Here is a 21,864-nt window from a genome sequence, read left to right as displayed (position 1 = left end):
GGCGACCACAAAGGAAACGCGGGCGAACACACAGGACCGGAGGTGGTGCCTTTGCCCCGGAAAACCAAGGCAACACGCCCGAATCGGACGGGTTGCAAACGCATGAGGTTCGCCTAGACTGGACCGCGTTTGCGAATCCGAACAGGGGTTTCGGCCGGCGAAGGAGAGCGCCGGTTGCGGGACGCTCGAAACACGACGGTCGTGAATCGTGGCGGCAGCGAATGTCGCGCACGGCGGGGGAAACACATACGCCGTGCCATACCACAAGCAAACAACCAAGAATGCGGGGGATCTCCTCACATGTACGTCGATCCGACGAAAAACCAAGACAAGGGCAACCTGCGCTGGATCCTGCCCTACTGCAAACCCGACCTGCCTCGCGTGGTCGGCGCGATGATCCTGTTCTGCGCCAACAACACGATGGCCCTGACCATCCCGCTGATCACCGGCATGATCGTCGATCAGGTCATCACGCAAGGCCACACCGAACGGCTCATCCACTTCTGCATGCTCATGATCGTCATGACGATCATCCGCGTCGCCTCCCGATACGGCTACCAGATGTGGATGGAACGCTTCGGCCAGAACTCCATCTACCGGCTCGTGTGCGACGAATACGAAAAGCTGCACGAGCTCGACTTCACCTACTTCAACCACACGCGCACCGGCGACATCATGAGCCGCATGACCTCCGACACCGACGCGCTGCGCCACATGCTCAGCTGGGTCAGCTATCAGATCGCCGACTGCGTGGTCATGTTCGTCGGCGCGCTGTGCGTCATGTTCGCGATCGACTGGCGCCTCGCGCTCGCGCTCGCCTGCGTCACGCCGTTCATCTTCGTGCTCACGCGCAGCCTGTCCACGCACGCGCACCCGCTGTTCTTCGCGATCCGCAACTCGCTCGCCTCGCTCAACTCGATGGTCGAGGAGAACATCGAAGGCAACCGCGTCGTCAAGGCCTTCGTGCGCGAACCGTACGAGACGCAGAAGTTCGACGAGCACAACGACGACTACATGCAGCGCAACATGAAGCTCGCCTACAACTCGCGCAAATACATGCCCTGGCTCGACGGCTTCGGCTTCAGCCTCCAGCTCATCACGCTCGGCCTCGGCGGCTTCCTCGTCATCCGCGGCTACATGACGCTCGGCAACCTCGTGAGCTTCAACTCGTTCCTGTGGATGATCGACGGCCCCGTGCGCGCCTCCGGCTGGCTCATCAACGACTGGCAGCGCTTCAACGCCAGCTGCATCAAGATCCGCCGCCTGCTCACCGAACAGCCGCGCATCACCGAAAAGCCCGACGCGAAGGAAACCGTCAAGCAAGCCGTCGCCATCGCCGAACAGGTTGGCTCGCCCCACCCGGCGACCCCCGACCGCATCAGCGGCGAAATCCGCTTCGACCACGTCAGCTTCGCCTTCCCCGACGATCCGGACACGCCGATCCTCAAGGACATCGACTTCACCATCCCCGCCGGCAGCAAACTCGGCATCCTCGGCGAAACCGGCGCCGGCAAGTCCACGCTCGTCAACCTCATCTCACGCTTCTACGACCCGACCGTCGGCCGCGTGCTCATCGACGGCATCGACGCGCGCGACTGGCCGCTGTCCACGCTGCGCTCGCAGGTGTGCATCGTCGCGCAGGACACGTTCCTGTTCTCCGACACGATCGGCGGCAACATCGGCTTCGGCGCCGACTCCGACACCGACGACTGCTACATCCACAGGATGGCGCAGATCGCCGGCGCGGACAACTTCATCAAATCCATGCCGCAAGGCTACGACACGGTCGTCGGCGAACGCGGCGTCGGCCTGTCCGGCGGCCAGAAGCAGCGCCTGTCGCTCGCCCGCGCGCTCGCCGACAACCCGAGCATCCTCATCATGGACGACACCACGTCGGCCGTCGACATGGAAACGGAAGCGGAAATCCAGCAGCACCTGCGCGAAATGGACGGCAACAAGACGATCGTGACGATCGCGCACCGCATCTCGTCCGTCAAGGACTCCGACCTGATCCTCGTGCTCGAGCACGGCCGCATCGTCGAACGCGGCACGCACGCCGAACTCGTCGCGCAGCACGGCCGCTACTGGGACATCTACCACAAGCAGCTCGGACTGCAATCCGGCGCCGCGCAAGGCTTCTGACCGACCGGCATCCGCAACAAGGACTTGTATAAGGACTTCTCATGGCACAACGCAACACCTACCGCGAGGACGAGGAACTCGAGGAAACCATCAATTTCCACGACATCCTGCGCGTCGGCAAATACCTCAAACCCTACCTGCCCCAGGTGGTCCGCATCCTCGTCGTCGTCATCTCGATGAGCTGCATCATCGTCACCGGACCGTACCTGACCAAGATCATGATCGACGACGCGATCCCGAACAAGGACCTCGGCAAGCTCGGACTGCTCGCCGCCGGCCTGTTCGCCCTGATCGTGATCTACGAACTCGCGCTGCGCTACCGCACGGTCGCGATCACCCGCGTCGGCCAGCTCATGCTCAAGGACATGCGCCGCGACCTGTTCACGCACATCCAGACCCTGCCGTTCAGCTACTTCGACTCGCGTCCGCACGGCAAGATCCTCATCCGCGTGGTCAACTACGTCAACACCCTCTCCGACACGCTGTCGTCCGGTCTGATCAGCGTGTTCGCCGACGTGTTCACGTTCTTCGTCACGCTCATCGTCATGTTCGCGATCGACTGGCGGCTCGCCCTGTGGAGCCTGATCCTGTTCCCGCTGCTCATCATCTGGGTGCGCGGACTGCAGTACTTCCAGCGCAAGGCCTACCAGAAGCTGTCCAACAAGCAGAGCAACCTCAACGCGTTCATCCACGAGTCGATCGCCGGCGTGAAGACCACGCAGACCTTCGCTCGCGAAAAACGGCAGTTCGAGATCTTCCAGCAGCAGCAGGACGACGTGCGCACCGCGTGGATGCACGCCAAGCACATCGAATTCCTCATGTGGCCGGGCGTGCAGACCATCTCCGTGATGACCATCTCGTTCATCTACTTCGTGGGCATCACCGGCTTCGGCGGCGTGAACGTGACCACCGGCATGCTCATCGCGTTCGTCGGCTACGCGAACAACTTCTGGAACCCGGTCATCAACATCGGCAACTTTTACAACCAGCTCGTCACCTGCTCGGCCTACCTCGAGCGCATCTTCGAAACGCTCGACGTGGTGCCGGAGATCGAGAACAAGCCGAACGCGGCCGACCTGCCGCAGATCCGCGGCAAGGTCGACTTCAACGACGTGGTGTTCCGCTACGAGGACGACGGCCGCAACATCCTCAACCTCGTCGACTTCCACGTCGAGCCGGGCCAGACGATCGCCCTGGTCGGCCCGACCGGCGCCGGCAAGACCACGATCGTGAGCCTGCTGTCGCGCTTCTACGACGTGTCGGAAGGCTCGGTCACTATCGACGGCTACGACGTGCGCGACGTGACGCTCGAATCGCTGCGCCGGCAGATGGGCGTCATGCTGCAGGACACGTTCATCTTCTCCGGCAACGTGCGCGAGAACATCCGCTACGGTCGTTTGGACGCGACCGACGAGGAGATCGAGGCCGCGGCGAAGGCCGTGCACGCGCATGAGTTCATCATGGAACTGCCCGACGGCTACGACACCGCGGTGGAGGAGCGCGGCTCGACCCTGTCCGCCGGCCAGCGCCAGCTCATCGCGTTCGCGCGCGTGCTGCTCGCCGACCCGCGCATCCTGATCCTCGACGAGGCGACGTCGAACATCGACACGCGCACCGAGGAGGCGCTGCAGGCCGGCCTGCAGCATCTGCTCAAGGGCCGCACGAGCTTCATCATCGCGCACCGCCTGTCCACCATCGAGAACGCGGACGAGATCTTCTACATCGACCACGGCCAGATCGTGGAGCACGGCTCGCACGCGGAGTTGCTCGCCAAGAAGGGCGCGTACTACCGCCTGTACGAGTCGCAGTACGCGATGATCCGCGTGGCGACCGGCGCCGCGGCGGCGAACGAATAGCGAACGGCAACGAACGATAACGGATAGGATTGACCCCATGGATATCATCATCAACGACGAACTGACCCAATTCCACCTGACCAACGGCCGGCTCAGCATGATCCTCAAGGTCGTCAACGGCAAGCTGCTCAACCTGTACACCGGCGCCGCCCTGCCGGATGCGGCGCTTGACGGCGGCGAACCGAGCGACTTCGGCTACCTGGTCGACGACCGCTTCCGCGTGCAGGCGTCCACGCCCAGCGACGACGAGGCGGACCGCCAGTTCGTCGAGCACCAGCGCGTCGAATACCCCGAATTCGGCATGGGTGACTACCGTCACCCCGCCATCGAGGCCGTGCAGGCGAACGGCTCGCGCGTCACCGACCTGCGTTTCGCCGGCTACCGGGTCGCCTCCGGCAAGCCTGCGCTGCCCGGTCTGCCTGCCACGTTCCCCGAGGTTCGCGACGGTAAGATCGCATACGATTCCCCGGCCGCCGAAACGTTGTCCATCGACCTCGCCGACGAGCTGACCGGCCTGACGGTGACGCTCAACTACACGATCTTCCGCGACGAGCCGGTCATCGCCCGGTCTGCAAGCATCGCCAACCGCGGCGCCGAGCCGCTGACGATCACGCGCGCGGCCAGCCTCAACCTCGACCTGCCGGATTCGGACTACGACATGATCGAGTTCACCGGCGCGTGGGCGCGCGAACGCACGCCGCAGCGCCAGCCGCTGCACCCCGGCATCCAGCAGATCGAATCGCTGCGCGGCGCCTCCAGCCCGTTCTTCAGCCCCAACGCGGTGTTCGCGCGCCCCGCCGCCACCGAGGACGCCGGCGAGGCGTTCGGCCTCGCGTTCGTCTACTCGGGCAACTTCGACCTGCACGCCGAAGTCGACACGTACCACGCCACGCGCCTGCAGCTGGGCATCAACCCGTTCGGCTTCGCCTGGCACCTGGCCCCCGGCGAGACCTTCCAGACCCCGGAGGCGCTGCTCGGCTACACCGACCGCGGCCTGAACGACCTGAGCCACACCTTCCACCGCATCGTGCTCGACCACCTGCAGCGGCCGGCGTGGGCGCGCCGCGAGCGCCCGGTGCTTATCAACAACTGGGAGGCCACCTACTTCGACTTCACCGAGGACAAGCTGCTCGACCTCGCGAAGCTCGCCAAGAAGGCCGGCATCGAACTGTTCGTGCTCGACGACGGCTGGTTCGGCGCACGCACCGACGAGGACGCCGGCCTGGGCGACTGGAAGGCCAACCCGGACCGCCTGCCCGAAGGCATCGCCGGCATCGCGCGCAAGATCAACGAGCTCGGCATGGACTTCGGCCTGTGGTTCGAGCCGGAAATGGTCAACAAGAACTCCGACCTGTACCGTGCGCACCCGGACTGGCTGATCTCGACGCCCGGCCGTCGCCAGAGCATCTACCGTCACCAGTTCGTGCTCAACTTCGCCGACCCGGCCGTGGTGGACGACATCTACGGCCAGATGCACGCGATCCTGGCGAACGCGAACGTGGCGTACGTCAAGTGGGACATGAACCGCTTCATCACCGAGGCGTACGACGCGACGCGTGGCGCCGAGCATCAGGGCGAGATCATGCACCGCTACATCCTCGGCGTGTACTCGCTGTACGAGCGCCTGTTCGCCGCGTTCCCCGACCTCATCATCGAGGGCTGCGCGTCCGGCGGCTCCCGCTTCGACTACGGCATCCTCGCGTATTCGCCGCAGATCTGGACCAGCGACGACACCGACGCGGTCGAGCGCATGTCGATCCAGTACGGCACGAGCTACTTCTTCCCGGTCGCCGCGATGGGCGCACACGTCTCGATCACGCCGAACCATCAGACCGGCCGTTCCGAGCCGCTGTCGACCCGCGCAAACGTCGCCATGTTCGGCACGTTCGGCTACGAGATGGACCTGACCCGCACCTCGGCCGAGGACCTGGACGAGATCGCCGAACAGGTCGCGTTCTTCAAGGAGCACGCCCCGCTGCTGCACAACGGCGACCTGTACCGTCTGCGCGCGCCGTACGACCACCGCCGCATGGCGTGGATGAGCGTCGATGCGGACCGCGCGCACGCGATCGTCGGCGACTACGTGATCCTCGGCATCCCGAACCGTCCGAAGTCGCGCCTGTATCTGCGCGGCCTCGACGAGACCGCCCGTTACCGGGTCGTCTCCACCGACGGCAGGTTCGACGCGGTGCGTTCCGGCGGCGAGCTCATGCGCGCCGGCATCGACGACACCGACCTCGGCCCGGACTTCGCCTCGCGCATCTACCTCGTGGACCGCGTGTGAGTTTGACGTGTGGCGTTTGCCGGGCTAGCGTCCGCTGATTGCCCGCAGGAGCGCGGAGTGCATACGGATGCCGTCGACGGTTCGGGTGATGATGCCGTTGCGATCCAAACCGCTCATGCGCTCCGCGGCGCTGTCCAGCGCCGTTGACAGGTTCTCGAGTGTCCGGTTCGTTCATTCGCCATAGGACATCTCCACCGTCATGCCGAGCGCCTGCGTCACCATCAGCACCTTCCTGAAATCGAAGGATGCCTTGCCGGTCTCCACCTTCGCGAGCCAGCTGCGGGACACCGACGCCTGATCAGCCAGCTCCTGCTGGCTCAGCCCAGCGTTTTCCCGCCCGGACCGGATGGCTATGCCAACGTCGTACATGGTACGTATCTTCATGGCGGCTCCTGTGGTTGTGTATGATCGTATACAAAAGAAATTGTATACGATCATACACAACGTGCAACATGCGGCGCCGACTGCGATCCAAAGTGACGTCGGACTTCCGGGAGGGGCTTGTGTGGGTGACTTGGCCGGAGTCGCGGCGATTGCGTTCGGGACATCGGCTCAGTTTGCGCAAAATCGAGCATCGTTGATCAAGCATGATTGAGTTTGCGTTAACTTGATTAATCTGATCGAAGGTGCTTTACTGTCTTGTAGCGATATAAGTTAACGTTATCCACAAGGTTTGTGGAGCGGTGACCAACGCTGACATCACCAACCCAATAACCAGCAAGGAAGCACCCATGCACCTCAACGCATCCGGAGGCAAGGGGCTCGTCGCCGCACTGGCATCGGCATCGATGCTCCTGTGCGCGCTGCCCGCCGCCACCGCATACGCCGAACCGGCCTCAAACGCCGGCGCCACGGCAACCGCGGCGGACACGCCCGCCGTCACCACGCAACTGGCGACCTACTACGGCAAGGCCCCGAACCTGCCCGCCGAAATCGACGGCAAGGCCGTCACCTGGAACGACGACTACACGCAGGGCGACACCTACAACGACCTGTGGGGCACCGTCACCGCCGAAGGCACCACCGCCGACGGCGGCAAAGCCACCGCCACCGTCGACGTCGTGCCCGAAGGCATCACCTACTTCGTCGACGCCGGCACCGGCAAGGACTGGAAGACCGCCGCATCCATCGCCCGCAAGGACATCACCTCCGGCACCTGGACCGCCGTCAAGGCGCTCGCCGGCGACCAGCTGCTCAACGGCACCGATTCCGACCAGTTCTACGTCGCCGCCGACGGCGACACCTGGGGCCACGAACAGTCCAAGCGCAGCAGCGACAACCGCCCCAGCCCGGACCAGGTCTCCTTCCCCGACACGACCGTCAACGACGGCGACACCGTGTCCGACAAGTACGCGATGGGCATGACCTCGCTCGACAAGAACAACTTCACGTACTACTTCACGCTCGACGCCGGCACGTACACGCTGACCACCGGCATCCGCGAGCTGTACAACGGCAACCACGGCCGCACCATCTCCCAGCAGGTCACCGACGCGGCCACCGGCGACGAGCTGCTCACGCTCGATGACGTGCGCCTGTCGCCGCGCGGCGGCAGCGCCAAGGCCAAGGACGCGTCCCCGGTCGTCTCCTCCGGCAGCTTCACGCTGACCAAGACCACGCTCGTCAAGGTCGCGTTCCCGCGCGGCCCCGACGTGTCCGGCCAGTCCAACGAAAACGGCGTGATCAGCTGGCTCGCGATCGCCACTGGCGAGAACCCCGGCCCGATCCTCAACAAGTCCGCGCTGCGCGCTGCGGTCAAGACCGCCAAGGCCATCCAGGCCGACGGCAAGACCTACGCCAAGCACAGCACCGAACTGTTCGACGCGGCCGTGAACGAGGCCGACAAGATCCTCGCCGACACCGACGGCAGCACCTACAGCCAGGACGAAGTCGACTGGCAGGTGCGCATGGTCGACGCCGCGACCGAAACCATGACCGAACGTGACCTCAATGAAACGCGCTACACCGGCGTGCAGGTCGGCAAGCAGTGGCTCGACACCGAAGGCGCCGCGATCCAGGCGCACGGCGGCGGCTTCCTGCAGCAGACCGACACCGACGGCAAGCCGATCTACTACTGGGTGGGCGAGGACAAGACCCACAACTCCTCCAACTACAACGGCATCGCCCTGTACTCCTCCAAGGATCTCGTCAACTGGACGTTCCGCCACCTGATCCTCAAGTACGACGTCGACACCCCGGGCCTCAACCAGAACAAGATCGAACGCCCGAAGCTCATCTACAACGCCAAGACCAAGAAGTACGTGCTGTGGGGCCACTGGGAAGGCTACGACAGCTACGCGTCCTCGCAGGTCGTGGTCGCCACCAGCGACACCGTCGACGGCGACTACCAGTACCTCGGCCACTGGCGTCCGGGAGCCGACGCGGACCACCGCAACTGGCGCACCGAACGCGGCCACACCTTCTTCGAGAACGGCGACGAGATCGACTCCGCCGACCTGGCCGACACCGCCAAGTGGGGCTACGGCTCGCGTGACATGACCCTGTTCGTGGACGACGACGGCACCGCGTACATGATCTCCGCGCAGGACGGCTCCCGCATGCGCATCTACCAGCTCAACGACGACTACACCGACGTCGCGTTCAACGACGACGGCACCGTCAAGATGACCTACCTGATGTTCGACGGCGGCCGCCGCGAGGCCCCCGCGCTGTCGAAGGTCAACGGCAAGTACTACATCATCACGTCCGGCCAGTCCGGATGGCTGCCGAACGAGGCGCGCTACTCGTACACCTCCGACCTGACCGACCCGGACGGCTGGAAGACCGAAACGACCGGCAAGAGCCCGTTCGCGGCGATCGGCAACAACTCCACGTTCTACAGCCAGCCGACCAACATCATGCAGATCAACGGCTCCAAGGGCACCACGCTCGTCTACATGGGCGACCGCTGGAACCCGTCCGCGCTGCGCGACTCCACCTACGTGTGGCTGCCGCTGACCGAAACCGGCGACGCCGACAACCCGCTGACGATGAACTACTCCGACGGCTGGTCCGTGGACACCGAAACCGGCGAGGTCAGGCAGCCCGACATCCAGCTGCTCTCGCGCGGCGACGGCGTCACGACCTCCACCAACGCGGCCGTCACCGACAAGGAGGGCTTCGAGCTCAAGAACGCGAACGACGGCGACTACACGACGTTCTTCCGCGGCTATGACGCGGACGGCACCACCGTCACCATGCCGTTCACCTACACCGTCGACCTTGGCAGGATCAGCAACGTCAGCCGCGTCGACCTGTCCACCAGGCTCGTCAACGGTTCCGAGACGTACTACCAGTACGTGATCGAAACCAGCGTCAACGGCGTCAACTGGACCAAGCAGGTCGACCACAGCGACAACACCACCGTCGGCTTCCTGTCCGACTCCCTCTCCGGGCAGGCGCGCTACGTGCGCATGACCGTCACCAAGGTCGCCAAGCAGAAGGACAACCAGTCCGCCAGCTGGGCCGTGGGCGTGCAGGAATTCGAGGTGTACGGCACCAAGGCCGACAAGCTCGAGCCCGTCACCGACACCGCGCTCACCGCGCAGGCGTTCAAGGTCGCCGGCAAGGACCCGGTCAACCGCGTGCAGCTGCGCTGGAAGGGAGTCGACGCGGCCACCTCGTACGTCGTCTACCGTTCTCACAAGGCCGACATGAGCGACGCCGAGGCGGTCAAGACGTTCGACGAGACCGCCGGTTCCGCGACCGGCGACGATTCCGCAGCGACCGCGACCAGCTGGGTCGACAACCTGCCCGCCGCGAGCCGCACGTACTACTACCAAGTCAAGGGCATGCTCGGCGACCAGGTCGCCTCGACCAGCGTCGTCGTCTCCGCGAAGACGTACGCGACCCTGCCCGACGGCATGTCGAAGTACGACGACAACACCGGCGAAGGCTCCACCAGCTCCAATGACGAAGGCATCGTCGTGGACGGCGTGAAGTACCGTTACCGCGTCAGCGGCAACAACACCGACGCCGCGACGAACGGCTACGTCGTGCTCGAACAGAAGTCCACGGACGGCGGCAAGACGTGGGTCGATTCCGACATCGTCGTCGCGCCCTCCGACGCGACCGACGGCACGTTCGACGACTACAAGTTCGAATCCGTCAGCACCGTGTACAACAAGGCCAAGAACAAGGTCGTCATCTGGGCGCACTACGAGAAGCGCTCCGGCTACGCGACCGGCGCCCTGTTCGAAGCCGACGTCACGCCCGGTCATGCGGCGACCACCAAGCACTACGGCGGCCTCGTCTACCCGAACGGCTACCAGGCGCGCGACAAGGCGGTGTTCGTGGACGACGACGGCAGCGCGTACCTCGTCACCGCCAGCAACCAGGCCGGCGAAACCGCGAACCGCCACATCGTCATCAGCAAGCTGAACGACGACTGGACCGAGGTCGTGCCGGTCGGCGAGAACGGCTACGTGGCCAAGCTCACCGCATCCGGCTCGCGCGAGGCCCCGGCGCTCATCAAGTCGAACGGCTGGTACTACCTGTTCACCTCGGCCAACGCGGGCTGGCTGCCCAGCGCCGGCGGCTACTACTCCGCCAAGTCGCTCGACGGCACGTGGAGCGAACTGCGGCAGGTCGGCGAAGGCTCGTCCTTCTCCACCCAGCAGAACGGCGCCGGCACGTGGGTCGACGCGGACGGCAACGCCGTGTCCGCCACCGTCTCCGGCAACCGCTGGTGGCGCTCCGACGGCACCGCCGGCTGGCGCGTCACCCCGCTGCAGCTGTCCGAAGGCTACGCGACCTCCGAGTACTACCGCACCCTGTACACGAACGCGACCACCGGCGAGGTGATCCCCGAACGCGACGGCAGCGTGCTGTCCGAAGGCAAGACCGCGACGCTCAACGGCGCGGACGCCTCGGCCAGCGTGGACGGCGACTACACGACGGCCGCCGCCAACACCGACGCCGACCTCACCAAGCGCTGGCCCGCCACCTGGCAGGTCGACCTCGGCAAGGCGTACCCGCTCAGCGGACTCGAGATCTCCTCGTACATCATGAACGGCTCCGAAGGCTGGTACCCGTACACGGTCTACGGCAGCACCGACGGCGAGAACTTCACCGAGATCCTCGACCGCACCGCCAAGCCCGACGCCGCCAACAAGGCCGACTTCGGCTTCGCCGCCGAGACGCTGAGCGGCACGTACCGCTACGTGCGCGTGGTCTTCCAGGCCCCGTACACGCAGAACAACTGGACCAAGGGCCAGCAGACCTGGTGCCGCGCCCAGTTCGCCGAGATCAAGGTGCTCGGCGACGACGGACTGACCGCGCCCGAAGCCGGCGACAAGGCCCCGGAGCTGACCGGAACGGACGACGTGACCGTGCCGTTCGGCGGCGAGTTCGACCCGCTGGCCGGCGTGAAGGCCACCGATGACGTCGACGGCGACCTGACCGGCGACATCGCGGTGACGATCACCGACGGCTCCGGCAACGCGATCGACGCGATCGACACGACCAAGCCGGGCGTGTACACGGTCGTCTACGCCGTGGCCGACAAGGCCGGGCACGAGACGACGGCGACGCGCACCGTCACCGTCGAGGCCGAACCCGAGCCGGAACCGACCGAATACACGGTCACGTTCGACGCGAACGGCGGATCCGCGGTCAAGCCGGTCACGGTCAAGGCCGGCAAGCCGGTCGCCAAGCCCGCCGACCCGACCCGCGACGGCTATCGCCTGACCGGATGGACCACCGACAAGGAAGGCAAGTTCGCCTACGACTTCAACCAGCCGGTGAACGCCGACCTGACGCTGTACGCGCAGTGGGAGAAGACCTCCTCCGACGGCGGCAACGGCGGTTCTCAGCAACCGGGCGGTTCGGATAACGGCTCCGGCGATGGTTCGCAGGACGGCAATGGCTCCGGCGACGGCTCGGATGCCAACGGTTCCGGCAAGACCGACGCAGACAAGACCGGCAAGGTTGAATCGCTGACCAACACCGGTTCCGAAGTCGTCGTGGCGGCGATCCTGGCCGCGACCCTGCTGGCCGCGGGCTGCGCCATCATGACGCAGGTGCTGCGCCGTCGCCGGTGACGGCGGCGATGTGACGGGCCGGCCGGTCCGGCCATGCACCGGAAGGTGCGTGACGGGTCGGCCGGCCCAATCCGACCGTTGAACGGCCGTGACTGAGTCCTTCCCGTTGGGCAAGGATTCGATTACGGCCGTTTCTCATGTTCGAAACGGCCGTAATTGAGTCCGCGTACGGTGGCCGGACATGGTGTGTCTCGGATGTCTGATGAAATCCACTGCGTCAACGATTTGTCCACCTTCCGTCACCGGAAGTGCGACGTACGGTAGTCATCGTTCGCCAATGATCGCCGATCATATCGATCACCGGCATCCGTCGAAACCACCGGCATAAGTCAAAGGAGCCGATATGTCTACCGAAACCGCGCAGCCCAACCAGACCGCGCAATCCGCCGCGCAAACCCAGCCCGCGCGGCACAGCAAGCCGCTCGCCCTGCGCGACGTCACCGTCACCGACGCGTTCTGGCACGCCGAGCAGGAGCTCGTGCGCACCGCCGTCATCCCGTTCCAGTGGAACGCGCTCAACGACAACGTCCCCGGCGCCGCGCCCAGCTACTGCATGCACAACTTCAAGGCCGCCGCCGCGCAGAACGCGCGCAAGAGCACCGAAGGCAAGAAGTTCGTGCCGCCGGCCTACACCTACCGCGGCTTCGAATCCAAGCCCGCCGACCCCAAGCACCCCGATCCGGACAAGTTCTACGGCTTCGTGTTCCAGGACACCGACTTCTCGAAGTGGATCGAGGCGGTCGGCTACAGCCTCACCCAGCACCCGGACGCCGAGCTTGAAGCCACGGCGGACAAGGCGATCGACATCGTGTGCGCCGCCCAGCTCGACAACGGCTACCTCGACACGTACTACATTTTGAACGGCATGGACCGCGCGTTCCACAACCTGCGCTGGCACCACGAGCTGTACTGCCTCGGCCACCTCATCGAAGGCGCGATCGCGTACTACGAGGGCACCGGCAAGGACAAGCTGCTCAAGGCCGCGGAACGCTTCGCCGACTACGTGGGCGAGGTCTTCGGCCCCAAGCCGGACCAATGCAAGGGCTACCCGGGCCACGAGATCGCCGAAATGGCGCTCGCCCGCCTGGCGGACCTGACCGGCGAGAAGAAGTACCTCGACCTCGCCAAGTTCTTCATCGACGAACGCGGCACCGAACCAAACTACTTCGTCTACGAAGGCGAACGCGACAAGCGCGACGGCTACTCCGACACCAACTGGTCCTTCGACTGCGAGTACACGCAGGCCGACAAGCCGGTGCGCGAGCAGAAGGAGGCGGTCGGCCACGCGGTGCGCGCCGGCTACCTGTACTCCGGCATGGCCGCGGTCGCCAAGCTCACCGACGACGATTCGCTGGTCGCCGCATGCGAGAACCTGTGGCGCAACATCGTCGACAAGAAGCTGTACATCACCGGCGGCATCGGCGGCACGGTGAACGGCGAGGCGTTCTCCTACGACTACGATCTGCCGAACGACGCGGCCTATTCCGAGTCGTGCGCGGCGATCTCGCTCGCGTTCTTCGCCCGCCGCATGCTCGAGATCGCACCGAAGGCCGAATACGCGGACGTGATGGAGCAGGCGTTGTACAACACGACGCTGGCCGGCATGGCGCTCGACGGCAAGAGCTTCTTCTACGTGAACCCGCTTGAGGTCAACCCGTACGCCTGCCACAAGGACGACCGCCTGCGCCACGTCAAGCCGGTGCGTCAGAAGTGGTTCGGCTGCGCGTGCTGCCCGCCGAACATCGCCCGCATCGTCGAGTCGGTGCAGGAATACGCGTACACGGTCAGCGACGATACGTCCACCTTGTTCACGCACCTGTACATGGGCGGTGAGGCGCGTGCGACGCTCGGCGGCGCGTCCGTGACCCTGAGCGTGACGGCGAACTTGCCGTGGCGGGGCGATGGCTCGGCGACCGTGCGGCTCGGCGACGGTACCGATTCGGCGACGTTCACGCTGGCGTTCCGCCTGCCGGGCTGGGCCGGTTCCGCGGATGCGGCGGCCGCTGCGATCTCGGCGTCTGGTGAGAAGGCCGGCGGACGTGTCTCGCGCGACGTGCGCGACGGATACGTGTACCTTACCGGCGAATGGCATGACGGCGACACGGTGTCGTTCGACTTCCCGATGCCGGTGCGCATGATGGCCGCGAACCCGATGGTGCGCGAGGATGCGGGCAAGGTCGCGTTCGTGCGCGGTCCGATCACGTTCTGCGCCGAGGAGAAGGACAACGGCGCGAACCTGCACCTGCTGCACGCCGACGTCGCGGCGATCCTGAACGATCCGACGTCGGTCAAGGTCGTGCCGTTCGCGTTCCACGCGGGCGCGACCGGCATCGACGCGGACGGTCAGGGCGAGGTCGACGACGTGACCCGCGACATGGTGCGCCTCGAGGTGCCCGCATGGCGCGAGCCGGTACCGGCCGGCATGGACGCCGAATCACCGGCGTTCGCGCCGCTGTACGCCGAGTATGCGCCGGCGAAGCGCGAACCGGCGACCGCGACCCTCATCCCGTACTTCGCATGGGCCAACCGCGGCGAAAACGAGATGACCGTCTTCCTGCACGACTGACCGGTCGCGCGTGGCCGTGCGTGGCGGCGTGTGACGGTCCGGCGGACGGTCTGCGGCTACTCTGGAACCTATGAGCGTGACGACATGCAGGCTGGACGGGCCGGTGGAATTCCTGTCGATCGGACAGTTCGTGTCCGGTCCGGGATGGCGGCATACGCGCCGCATCATCGACTCGTCCGAACTCATGTTCGTCCGCCGCGGCACGTTGCCGATCCGGGTGGGGGAGCGCGAGATGCGCGTCGGCGCCGGCGAGGTCATCCTGCTGCCGCGCGGCGTGGAACATGCCGGCACCGAGATCATCACCGACGATCTGGAGTTCTACTGGCTGCACTTCCGCCTGCCCGACGCACGCGTCATCGCGGCGTCGTCCGCGGCCGACCTGCCGCAGGACGACCGCACGCTGATCCTGCCCGACCGCGACCGGATCCCCGACCCGGACCGCGTGGCCGTGCTGTGCGGCCAGCTGATCGACGTGTACGCGCGATTCGGTCCGCACCGCAACGCCTACTGCGACTATCTGGCAACCAGCCTGCTGCTGGAGATCAGCGTGCAGGAACGGGCCTCGATGACGATGGCGCTGAACCCCAGCGCATACATGATCGGCGGCATCATCGGGATCCGCGCCGACGGGCGGCCGATACTGGCGGCCGAGAGCGGCGGCGTGGGGCATGACGCGGCGCCGGACGGTGCCGCCGATGGTCCCGATGATGCCAATGATGCCGTCGGATGTGGTTCCGGTAGCAGGTCAGGTGGTGACGAGCCGTCCGACACGTCCGCCAGGCGGATCGGCCTCGCCCCCATGCTGGCCGTACGCGCTTGGATCATGGCGAACGCCTGCGACGACATCACCGTCGCCGCCGTCGCCGCGCGATTCCACTACTCGCCGAGCTATCTGACCGTCATGTACAAGCGCGTGTTCGGCGTCGGCGTGGCCGAACAGATCACCGAATACCGCATCGACCGCGCGCGGGACCTGCTGAGCACCACCGCCTCGCCGATCGCCAACATCGCCCATGACGTCGGCTACGACGATCCCAAGTATTTCATGCGCGTGTTCAAACGTCGCACCGGCCTCACTCCGGGGCAATACCGCGACGCCTTCCCCAAACGGCTCTACAACAGCGTGTGAGAGCGCGGCTGGTTCGTCACGTCTCCGGCGATCCGCCCCGCTGACGGAACGCGATGGGGGAGACCCCGGTCTTGCGCCTGAACGCGGCGCAGAACGCGCTGGTGTCGGTGAACCCGCATTCCTCGCACAGCTGCTTGAGCGGCATGTCGGTGGTGGTGAGCAGATACTTCGCCGCATGGATGCGCGCCTCCACCAGGTAGGCGTGGGGCGTGTACCCGGTCTCCTTCCTGAACACGCGGATGAAATGGTATTCGCTCATATAGGCGCGCGCCGCCATGTCCGCGACCGACAGCGGTTCGCCGAGATGCGCGGAGATATACGTGAGCACGTCCTCGATGGCGTGCGGCTGCCGTTGCGTCGCGGTGCCGCCGTCGGCCGAATCCATGGAGAACTCGGTGAGGATGTCGGTGACGTACTTCGACATCAGCGGTTCCGACACGCGCCCTCCCTGCCGGAACGTCTCGTAGATGTCGGACATCCGCGACAGCGCGAATCCCGGATCCTTCAGCGAGCACACCGTGCCGAGCTTGTCATGGATGAGATCGAAATACGCGCGGGCCGTCACGCCGTCGAAATGCAGCCACAGCACGTCGCTGTCCTCGGCGCAGCCATAGGAATGCGGCCGATAGCAGTCGACCAGGATGAAACTTCCCTTGTCCGCATGCAGCGTGCCTTGGCCGACGTCCACGTCGAACGATCCCTGCCGCACGGCCATGAGCAGGAAACTGTCGAACGAACTGCGCTCCTGCCGGTACCCGGCCTCGTACCTGAACGAGCCGACGCGCAACGGGTACAGAAACGTCTGCAACGCCGTTTTGCTTGGCGTGTAGATATAGAAATCCGACCCCTCGTCGAGAATCCCATGTTCAGCCGGTTTCATGACGCCGCCTCCTTGTGGCTGAGCAATTATTCTACATGGTAGCCGCCATGACGGCAGGTGCGTCCGCGGTCGCCGTCGAACGCAATTTTTGTGCCTACTTGAGCAGTTTTTCTACACCGCGCACGCCGGCGCGGGCATACGCTGGTAGCATGCTCCGCACGGGATACGGCGGGGAATGCATTGCCGGGCAACGGAGTCCGGCAGGGCTACACAGGGACGGTGAGGTTTTCCATGACGACACGACAATCACACAATGTGCTGCTGGACCTAAGCGGACCATGGGACTATCGGCTCGACCCCGATGACCGTGGCATGCCGGAGATCTGGTCGGCGCAATCTTTTGATGCGGCACCCTTCGAGCTGCCGGGAACCACGACCACGAATCATGTCGGGCACCGGCTTGAGGCCGACACGGAACTCAACGAGGATACCACCCGGTGCCTGCGCCAGCGCTACGATTACCTGGGCGCGCTGTGGGTGCAGCGTCGGATCGTTATGCCGCCGGCCGAAGCGCTCGCCGACGGCGTCGAACTGTATCTCGAACGGGTGATCTTCGAATCGGCCGTATGGATCGACGGTCATTACGTGGGACGCCGCGACTCGCTGTCCGCCGCGCACGTCTACGATCTGACGCCGTTCGTCGAACCGGGCCGCGAACAGACGCTGACGATCCGCATCGACAACCGCGACGTGGAACACATCTACGACAAGGCGAGCGCCTACACGGACGAGACGCAGACGCTGTGGAACGGCATCGTCGGCGCCATCGAACTGCGCGCCGGCGCCGGTCCGGTACGCGACGTGCAGGTGTTCCCGCGACCGTCGGACGGCTCGGTGCATGTGCTGCTGCGCGGCGTCGCGCAGTCGGCGACGACGGCGGACGTGCTGGTCCGGGACGCCGCCGGCGAGACCGTGGCCGAAAGCCATGGCGTCGCCGTCCATGCGGGCGACAACGGCATCGACGTCGTCCTGCCGCATTTCGAAACGTGGGACGAGTTCCATCCGACGCTGTACACGCTGTCGGTCATCGTCGACGGCCGCGAAACGGACGTGACGTTCGGCATGCGGGAGCTGTCGGTCGACGGCAGGACGCTGCGCATCAACGGCAACGGCATGTTCCTGCGCGGCACGCTCGACTGCTGCGTGTTCCCGAAAACCGGATTCCCGCCGTGCGACGTCGCCTCGTACGAGCACATCTACCGGCGCGTCAAGGAAGCGGGACTCAACCATGTGCGCTACCACAGCTGGTGCCCGCCGGAAGCCGCGTTCGAGGCGGCCGACCGGCTCGGCGTCTACCTGTCGGTCGAAGGCCCGTTCTGGATGGACGACTGGTTCAAGGGCGACGTCGGCTCGCACATCGACCACTACGACTACATCGAGGCCGAACTCAACCGCATCGTCGACGCGTACGGCAACCATCCGAGCCTGTGCATGCTCGTCGCCGGCAACGAGCTGAGCGGCGACTACACGTATCTCGAGGACGTGCTGACGCGCATCCGCAAGCGCGATCCGCGATTCCTGACCACGCTGACCTCCAACTCGGGATGCATCGTGACCCGGCGCCAGCCGACCGCCGCCGACGACTATTTCGTCGACGTGCAGTACGACGAAACCGGCATCCGCGGCCAGGCGTTCCTCGACGAAATGGTCGAGCAGACCACGCTGACCTACGACGAGGCGGTCGGCAAGGCGTCGCTGCCGCTCGTGGCGCACGAGCTCGGCCAGTACGCGGTGTTCCCGGACGTGAGCGAGATCCCCGAATACGACGGCGCGCTCGCCCCGGTCAACCTGGAGGTGATCAAGAACGATCTGGAACGCAAGGGCCTGATCGGCTACGCCAAGGACTACGTGCTCGCCTCCGGTCATCTGGCGGCCGTGCTGTACCGCGACGACATCGAATCGACGATGCGCACGCGCGGCTTCGGCGGATTCCAGATGCTTGACCTGCACGATTTCCCCGGACAGTCGACCGCCACGGTCGGCCTGCTCAACGCGTTCTGGGAGCCGAAGGGCATCGACGACATCGACCTGCACTGCGACGCGGTCAAGCCGCTGGTCATCCTCGACAAACGGCAGTTCGTCGCCGGCGAGACGCTGACGGCCACGCTGAAGGTGTTCAACTACGGCGCGGACGACATCGAGGCCGGGCGCTGGACGTGGAGCCTTGACGCCGTGGACGCGCGGTCGGATGCCGGGGTCGGCGTCCCGGCCGTCCATCTGGAAGGCGAGGTGGATGCCGCGGCCGCGCCGCAGGGCGACCTGACCGAAGTCGGCGCGTTCTCCGTGCCGCTGGATTGTTTCACGTCAAACACCAAGGCGCGGCTCGCCGTGCGCCATCCCGGTCTGGGCGTCGAGAATTCGTGGGACATCTGGGTGTACGCGCCCGAGCCGGCACGCGACTTCGCCGACGACGTGACCGTGTCCGACCGTTTCGACGACCGTGTGCGGCAGACGCTGGAACGGGGTGGCAAGGCGGTGATCCTCGCCGATCCGAACAAGGTCGCGAAGGCACGCAAGGGCGAGTTCTTCCCCGTGTTCTGGAGCCCGGTATGGTTCAAAAGCGTGGACCCGTGCGGCATGTTCTGCGACGAACGTCACCCCGCACTGCGGTCGTTCCCCGCGTCTCGGTACAGCGAACTGGTGTGGAAGGACCCGATCGAACGGTCGTTCAGCATCGTCATCGACGCCCTCGGCGGCGCGTTCAAGCCGATCACGCAGATCGTGCCCAACTTCTACACCATCGAACACGCCACCAACCTGTTCGAATGCGCGGTCGGCGACGGGCGGCTGCTGGTCTGCTCCATCAATCTGGACGCGACGGATTCGCCGTCGGTCCTCGCGCTGCGCAACAGCATCGTCGACTACGTCAACGGCGACGGGTTCGCTCCCGCGCAGTCCGTCGACGCGGCGACGCTGACCGCGCTGCTCAACCCGCCGGCCGGAGCGGTCGTGCCGGATCATGACGAGAAGCCGAACCTCGCGCTGCGCAAGCCGGCGTCCACCGACGGATCCAAGTCGAAGTCGCGCGGGCCGGAACACGCGGTCGACGGCAGCCCGCTCACGTTCTGGGAGTCGATCAACTCGCTGCCCGGCCACTGGTGGCGGGTCGACCTGCAGCAGGAGGCGACCGTCAGCCGGATCGAGATCGACCTGCAGGAACCGCAGGACACGGAACTGACCATCGACGGATCCGTTGACGGCTCGTCCTGGACGACGCTGGCGCAGCGCCGCGAACAGGCGAAGAACCGCGTCTACGACATCGAACCGCAGCCGCTGCGCTACATCAGGGTCACCTACGTGCAGCCGTCCACCATCGGCGCGGGCATGACCGACTTCCGCGTGAGCTGAACCGGATCGGGGCGGCCGGACTCGCGGGAGGTCCGGCCGCCCGCCCGGGATCCCGCAACGTCATAACCGAACATCAACCGAATATCGACCGAACCATACCAAGCGACGGAACGACGACGTCCCGCCGCATACAGCGAAGGAGCATCATCATGGCAACGGATATCGCGGCGTCAGGCGGCGCCGGCACGGCGGCGGGCATCACCAAGAACCCGAAGGACAAGGTCAGCTTCCTGGTCGCGTTCTCGTACGGCGCCGGCAGCTTCGGCGCCAACCTCACCTACTTCGTCATGGCCACCTACCTGATGTTCTTCTACACCGACAGCGTGGGACTCAAGGCGGCGGCCGTGGCGACCATGTTCCTGGTGACCAAGTGCATCGACGCGATCACCGACATCATGTGGGGCATCATCGTCGACAACACGAGCACGCGATGGGGCAAGTTCAAGCCGTTCATCTTCGTCGGCACGTCGCTGACCGTGCTCACCACGATCGCGCTGTACATCAGCCCCGACTTCGACGAGGCCGGCAAGCTCGTCTACGCGTACGCCACGTACATCCTGTGGAACATGACGTTCTCGATCCTCGACACGTCGTACTGGTCGCTGTCCTCGGCCATCACGCAGGACCCCGACGAGCGCGTCAAGGTCGTGGCCGTGCCGCGCACCGTCGCCGCGTTCGGCCAGCTCGCCATCAGCGCCTTCACGCTGCCGCTGGTCAGGATCCTCGGCTCGTGGACGATGGCCGTGACGATCATCATGATCACCGCCGCCGCCTGCCTGCTGCTCACGCTGCTGTTCGTGCCAGAAAACTATTCGACCAAGCGCGAGACCTCGCAGTCGCCGGTGCAGATCGCCAAGATGTTCGTGAAGAACACCCCGTTCACGCTCATCATGATCTCCATGTTCCTGCTCGAAATGGTCAGCAACATCAAGGGCTGCTTCCAGCTGTACTTCTTCAAGTACAACCTCGGCATGGAAAACGTCGTCCAGTACTACCTGACGCTCACGCTCGTCTTCCAGCTCATCGGCTCGTCCCTGTCGCCGTTCATTTCGAAGCTGTTCGGCAAGAAGAACTCGACGATCGGCTGCTACATCGCGATGTCCGTGTTCGGCGCGGCGCTGTTCCTGTTCCAGCATGAATACTGGGGCGTCATGATCATCGGCGCGATCATCTCGTTCTTCACCGGCGTCGCCAACATCACCGGCTTCTCGATGATCGTGGACTGCATCGAATACAACGAGTGGAAGACCGGCGAGCGTTCCGAAGGCGCCGTGTTCTCGCTCAACATCTTCAAGTCCCAGATCTCCAACGCGATCGGCGTGGCGTTCGGCGGCTACGTGCTCGCCTGGGCCGGTTTCGTGGCCAACACCGACCTGTCGGCGCACACGCTGTTCTGGATCGGCGCGATGTTCACCTTCATCCCGGCGATCCTGACGATCTTCGCGCTGATCCCGATGTTCAAGTACGAGATCACCGAGAAGCGGTTCCTCGAGATCGTCGCGATCCTGCGCGAACGCCGCGCCGCCAAGGCGGCCGCCGAGGCCGGAACGGACCCCGCCGCCGTCGCGAACTGACGACACGTAGGAAGCGGGGCGTCCGTCACGCCGCAATGCGGACG

The 21,864-nt window shown here is 65.3% G+C and carries 10 protein-coding genes; 8 read left to right on the top strand and 2 right to left on the bottom strand.

The window, feature by feature from the left end:
* Window positions 1-300: 300 nt before the first annotated feature.
* From GFD25_RS02200 to GFD25_RS02190, 3 genes are read left to right on the top strand one after another with little or no spacing between them, the layout of a single operon-like run.
* The gene (locus tag GFD25_RS02200; RefSeq protein WP_163229535.1) at window positions 301-2,142 is read left to right on the top strand and encodes an ABC transporter ATP-binding protein; all 1,842 of its coding nucleotides are present in this window, start codon (window positions 301-303) and stop codon (window positions 2,140-2,142) included.
* 41 nt (window positions 2,143-2,183) lie between these two features.
* A complete protein-coding gene (locus GFD25_RS02195) occupies window positions 2,184-3,998 on the top strand; it encodes an ABC transporter ATP-binding protein (protein WP_163229533.1) in 1,815 nt (604 codons plus the stop codon).
* Between the two features lie 37 nt (window positions 3,999-4,035).
* Window positions 4,036-6,282, top strand: a complete 2,247-nt coding sequence (locus GFD25_RS02190) for an alpha-galactosidase (protein WP_163229531.1) — start codon at window positions 4,036-4,038, stop codon at window positions 6,280-6,282.
* Window positions 6,283-6,453: 171 nt separating this feature from the next.
* Here the strand turns inward: GFD25_RS02190 and GFD25_RS02185 are convergent, their stop codons facing one another.
* The gene (locus GFD25_RS02185) at window positions 6,454-6,666 is read right to left on the bottom strand and encodes a helix-turn-helix domain-containing protein (protein ID WP_204314737.1); all 213 of its coding nucleotides are present in this window, start codon (window positions 6,664-6,666) and stop codon (window positions 6,454-6,456) included.
* Window positions 6,667-6,965: 299 nt separating this feature from the next.
* On the opposite strand from GFD25_RS02185, the gene GFD25_RS02180 reads away from it, so the two are divergent.
* The 3 genes from GFD25_RS02180 (at window position 6,966) to GFD25_RS02170 (ending at window position 16,018) form a co-directional block, all read left to right on the top strand.
* Entirely contained in the window at window positions 6,966-12,323 is a 5,358-nt protein-coding gene (locus GFD25_RS02180) for a family 43 glycosylhydrolase (protein WP_163229527.1), read from the top strand.
* Window positions 12,324-12,666: 343 nt separating this feature from the next.
* Window positions 12,667-14,889 (top strand): glycoside hydrolase family 127 protein, encoded by a 2,223-nt coding sequence (locus GFD25_RS02175; protein WP_163229525.1) that lies wholly within the window; start codon window positions 12,667-12,669, stop codon window positions 14,887-14,889.
* Between the two features lie 70 nt (window positions 14,890-14,959).
* A complete protein-coding gene (locus GFD25_RS02170) occupies window positions 14,960-16,018 on the top strand; it encodes an AraC family transcriptional regulator (protein WP_163229522.1) in 1,059 nt (352 codons plus the stop codon).
* 16 nt (window positions 16,019-16,034) lie between these two features.
* Here GFD25_RS02170 and GFD25_RS02165 read toward each other — a convergent pair whose 3' ends face one another.
* On the bottom strand, window positions 16,035-16,898 hold the full coding sequence (locus tag GFD25_RS02165) for an AraC family transcriptional regulator (protein ID WP_163229520.1): 864 nt from the start codon (window positions 16,896-16,898) through the stop codon (window positions 16,035-16,037).
* 255 nt (window positions 16,899-17,153) lie between these two features.
* Here GFD25_RS02165 and GFD25_RS02160 point away from each other — a divergent pair, with 255 nt between their 5' ends.
* Both GFD25_RS02160 and GFD25_RS02155 read left to right on the top strand, forming a co-directional pair.
* Entirely contained in the window at window positions 17,154-20,246 is a 3,093-nt protein-coding gene (locus GFD25_RS02160) for a galactose-binding domain-containing protein (RefSeq protein WP_163229518.1), read from the top strand.
* 149 nt (window positions 20,247-20,395) lie between these two features.
* Complete coding sequence (locus tag GFD25_RS02155; protein WP_163229516.1) at window positions 20,396-21,820, top strand: MFS transporter; 1,425 nt, start codon at window positions 20,396-20,398, stop codon at window positions 21,818-21,820.
* Window positions 21,821-21,864: the final 44 nt, after the last annotated feature.

Source organism: Bifidobacterium aerophilum (genome assembly GCF_010667685.1).
Classification (GTDB): Bacteria; Actinomycetota; Actinomycetes; order Actinomycetales; family Bifidobacteriaceae; genus Bifidobacterium; species Bifidobacterium aerophilum.
Note: the sequence above shows the minus strand (reverse complement) of the source record. Positions and strands in the feature narration are given on the sequence as shown.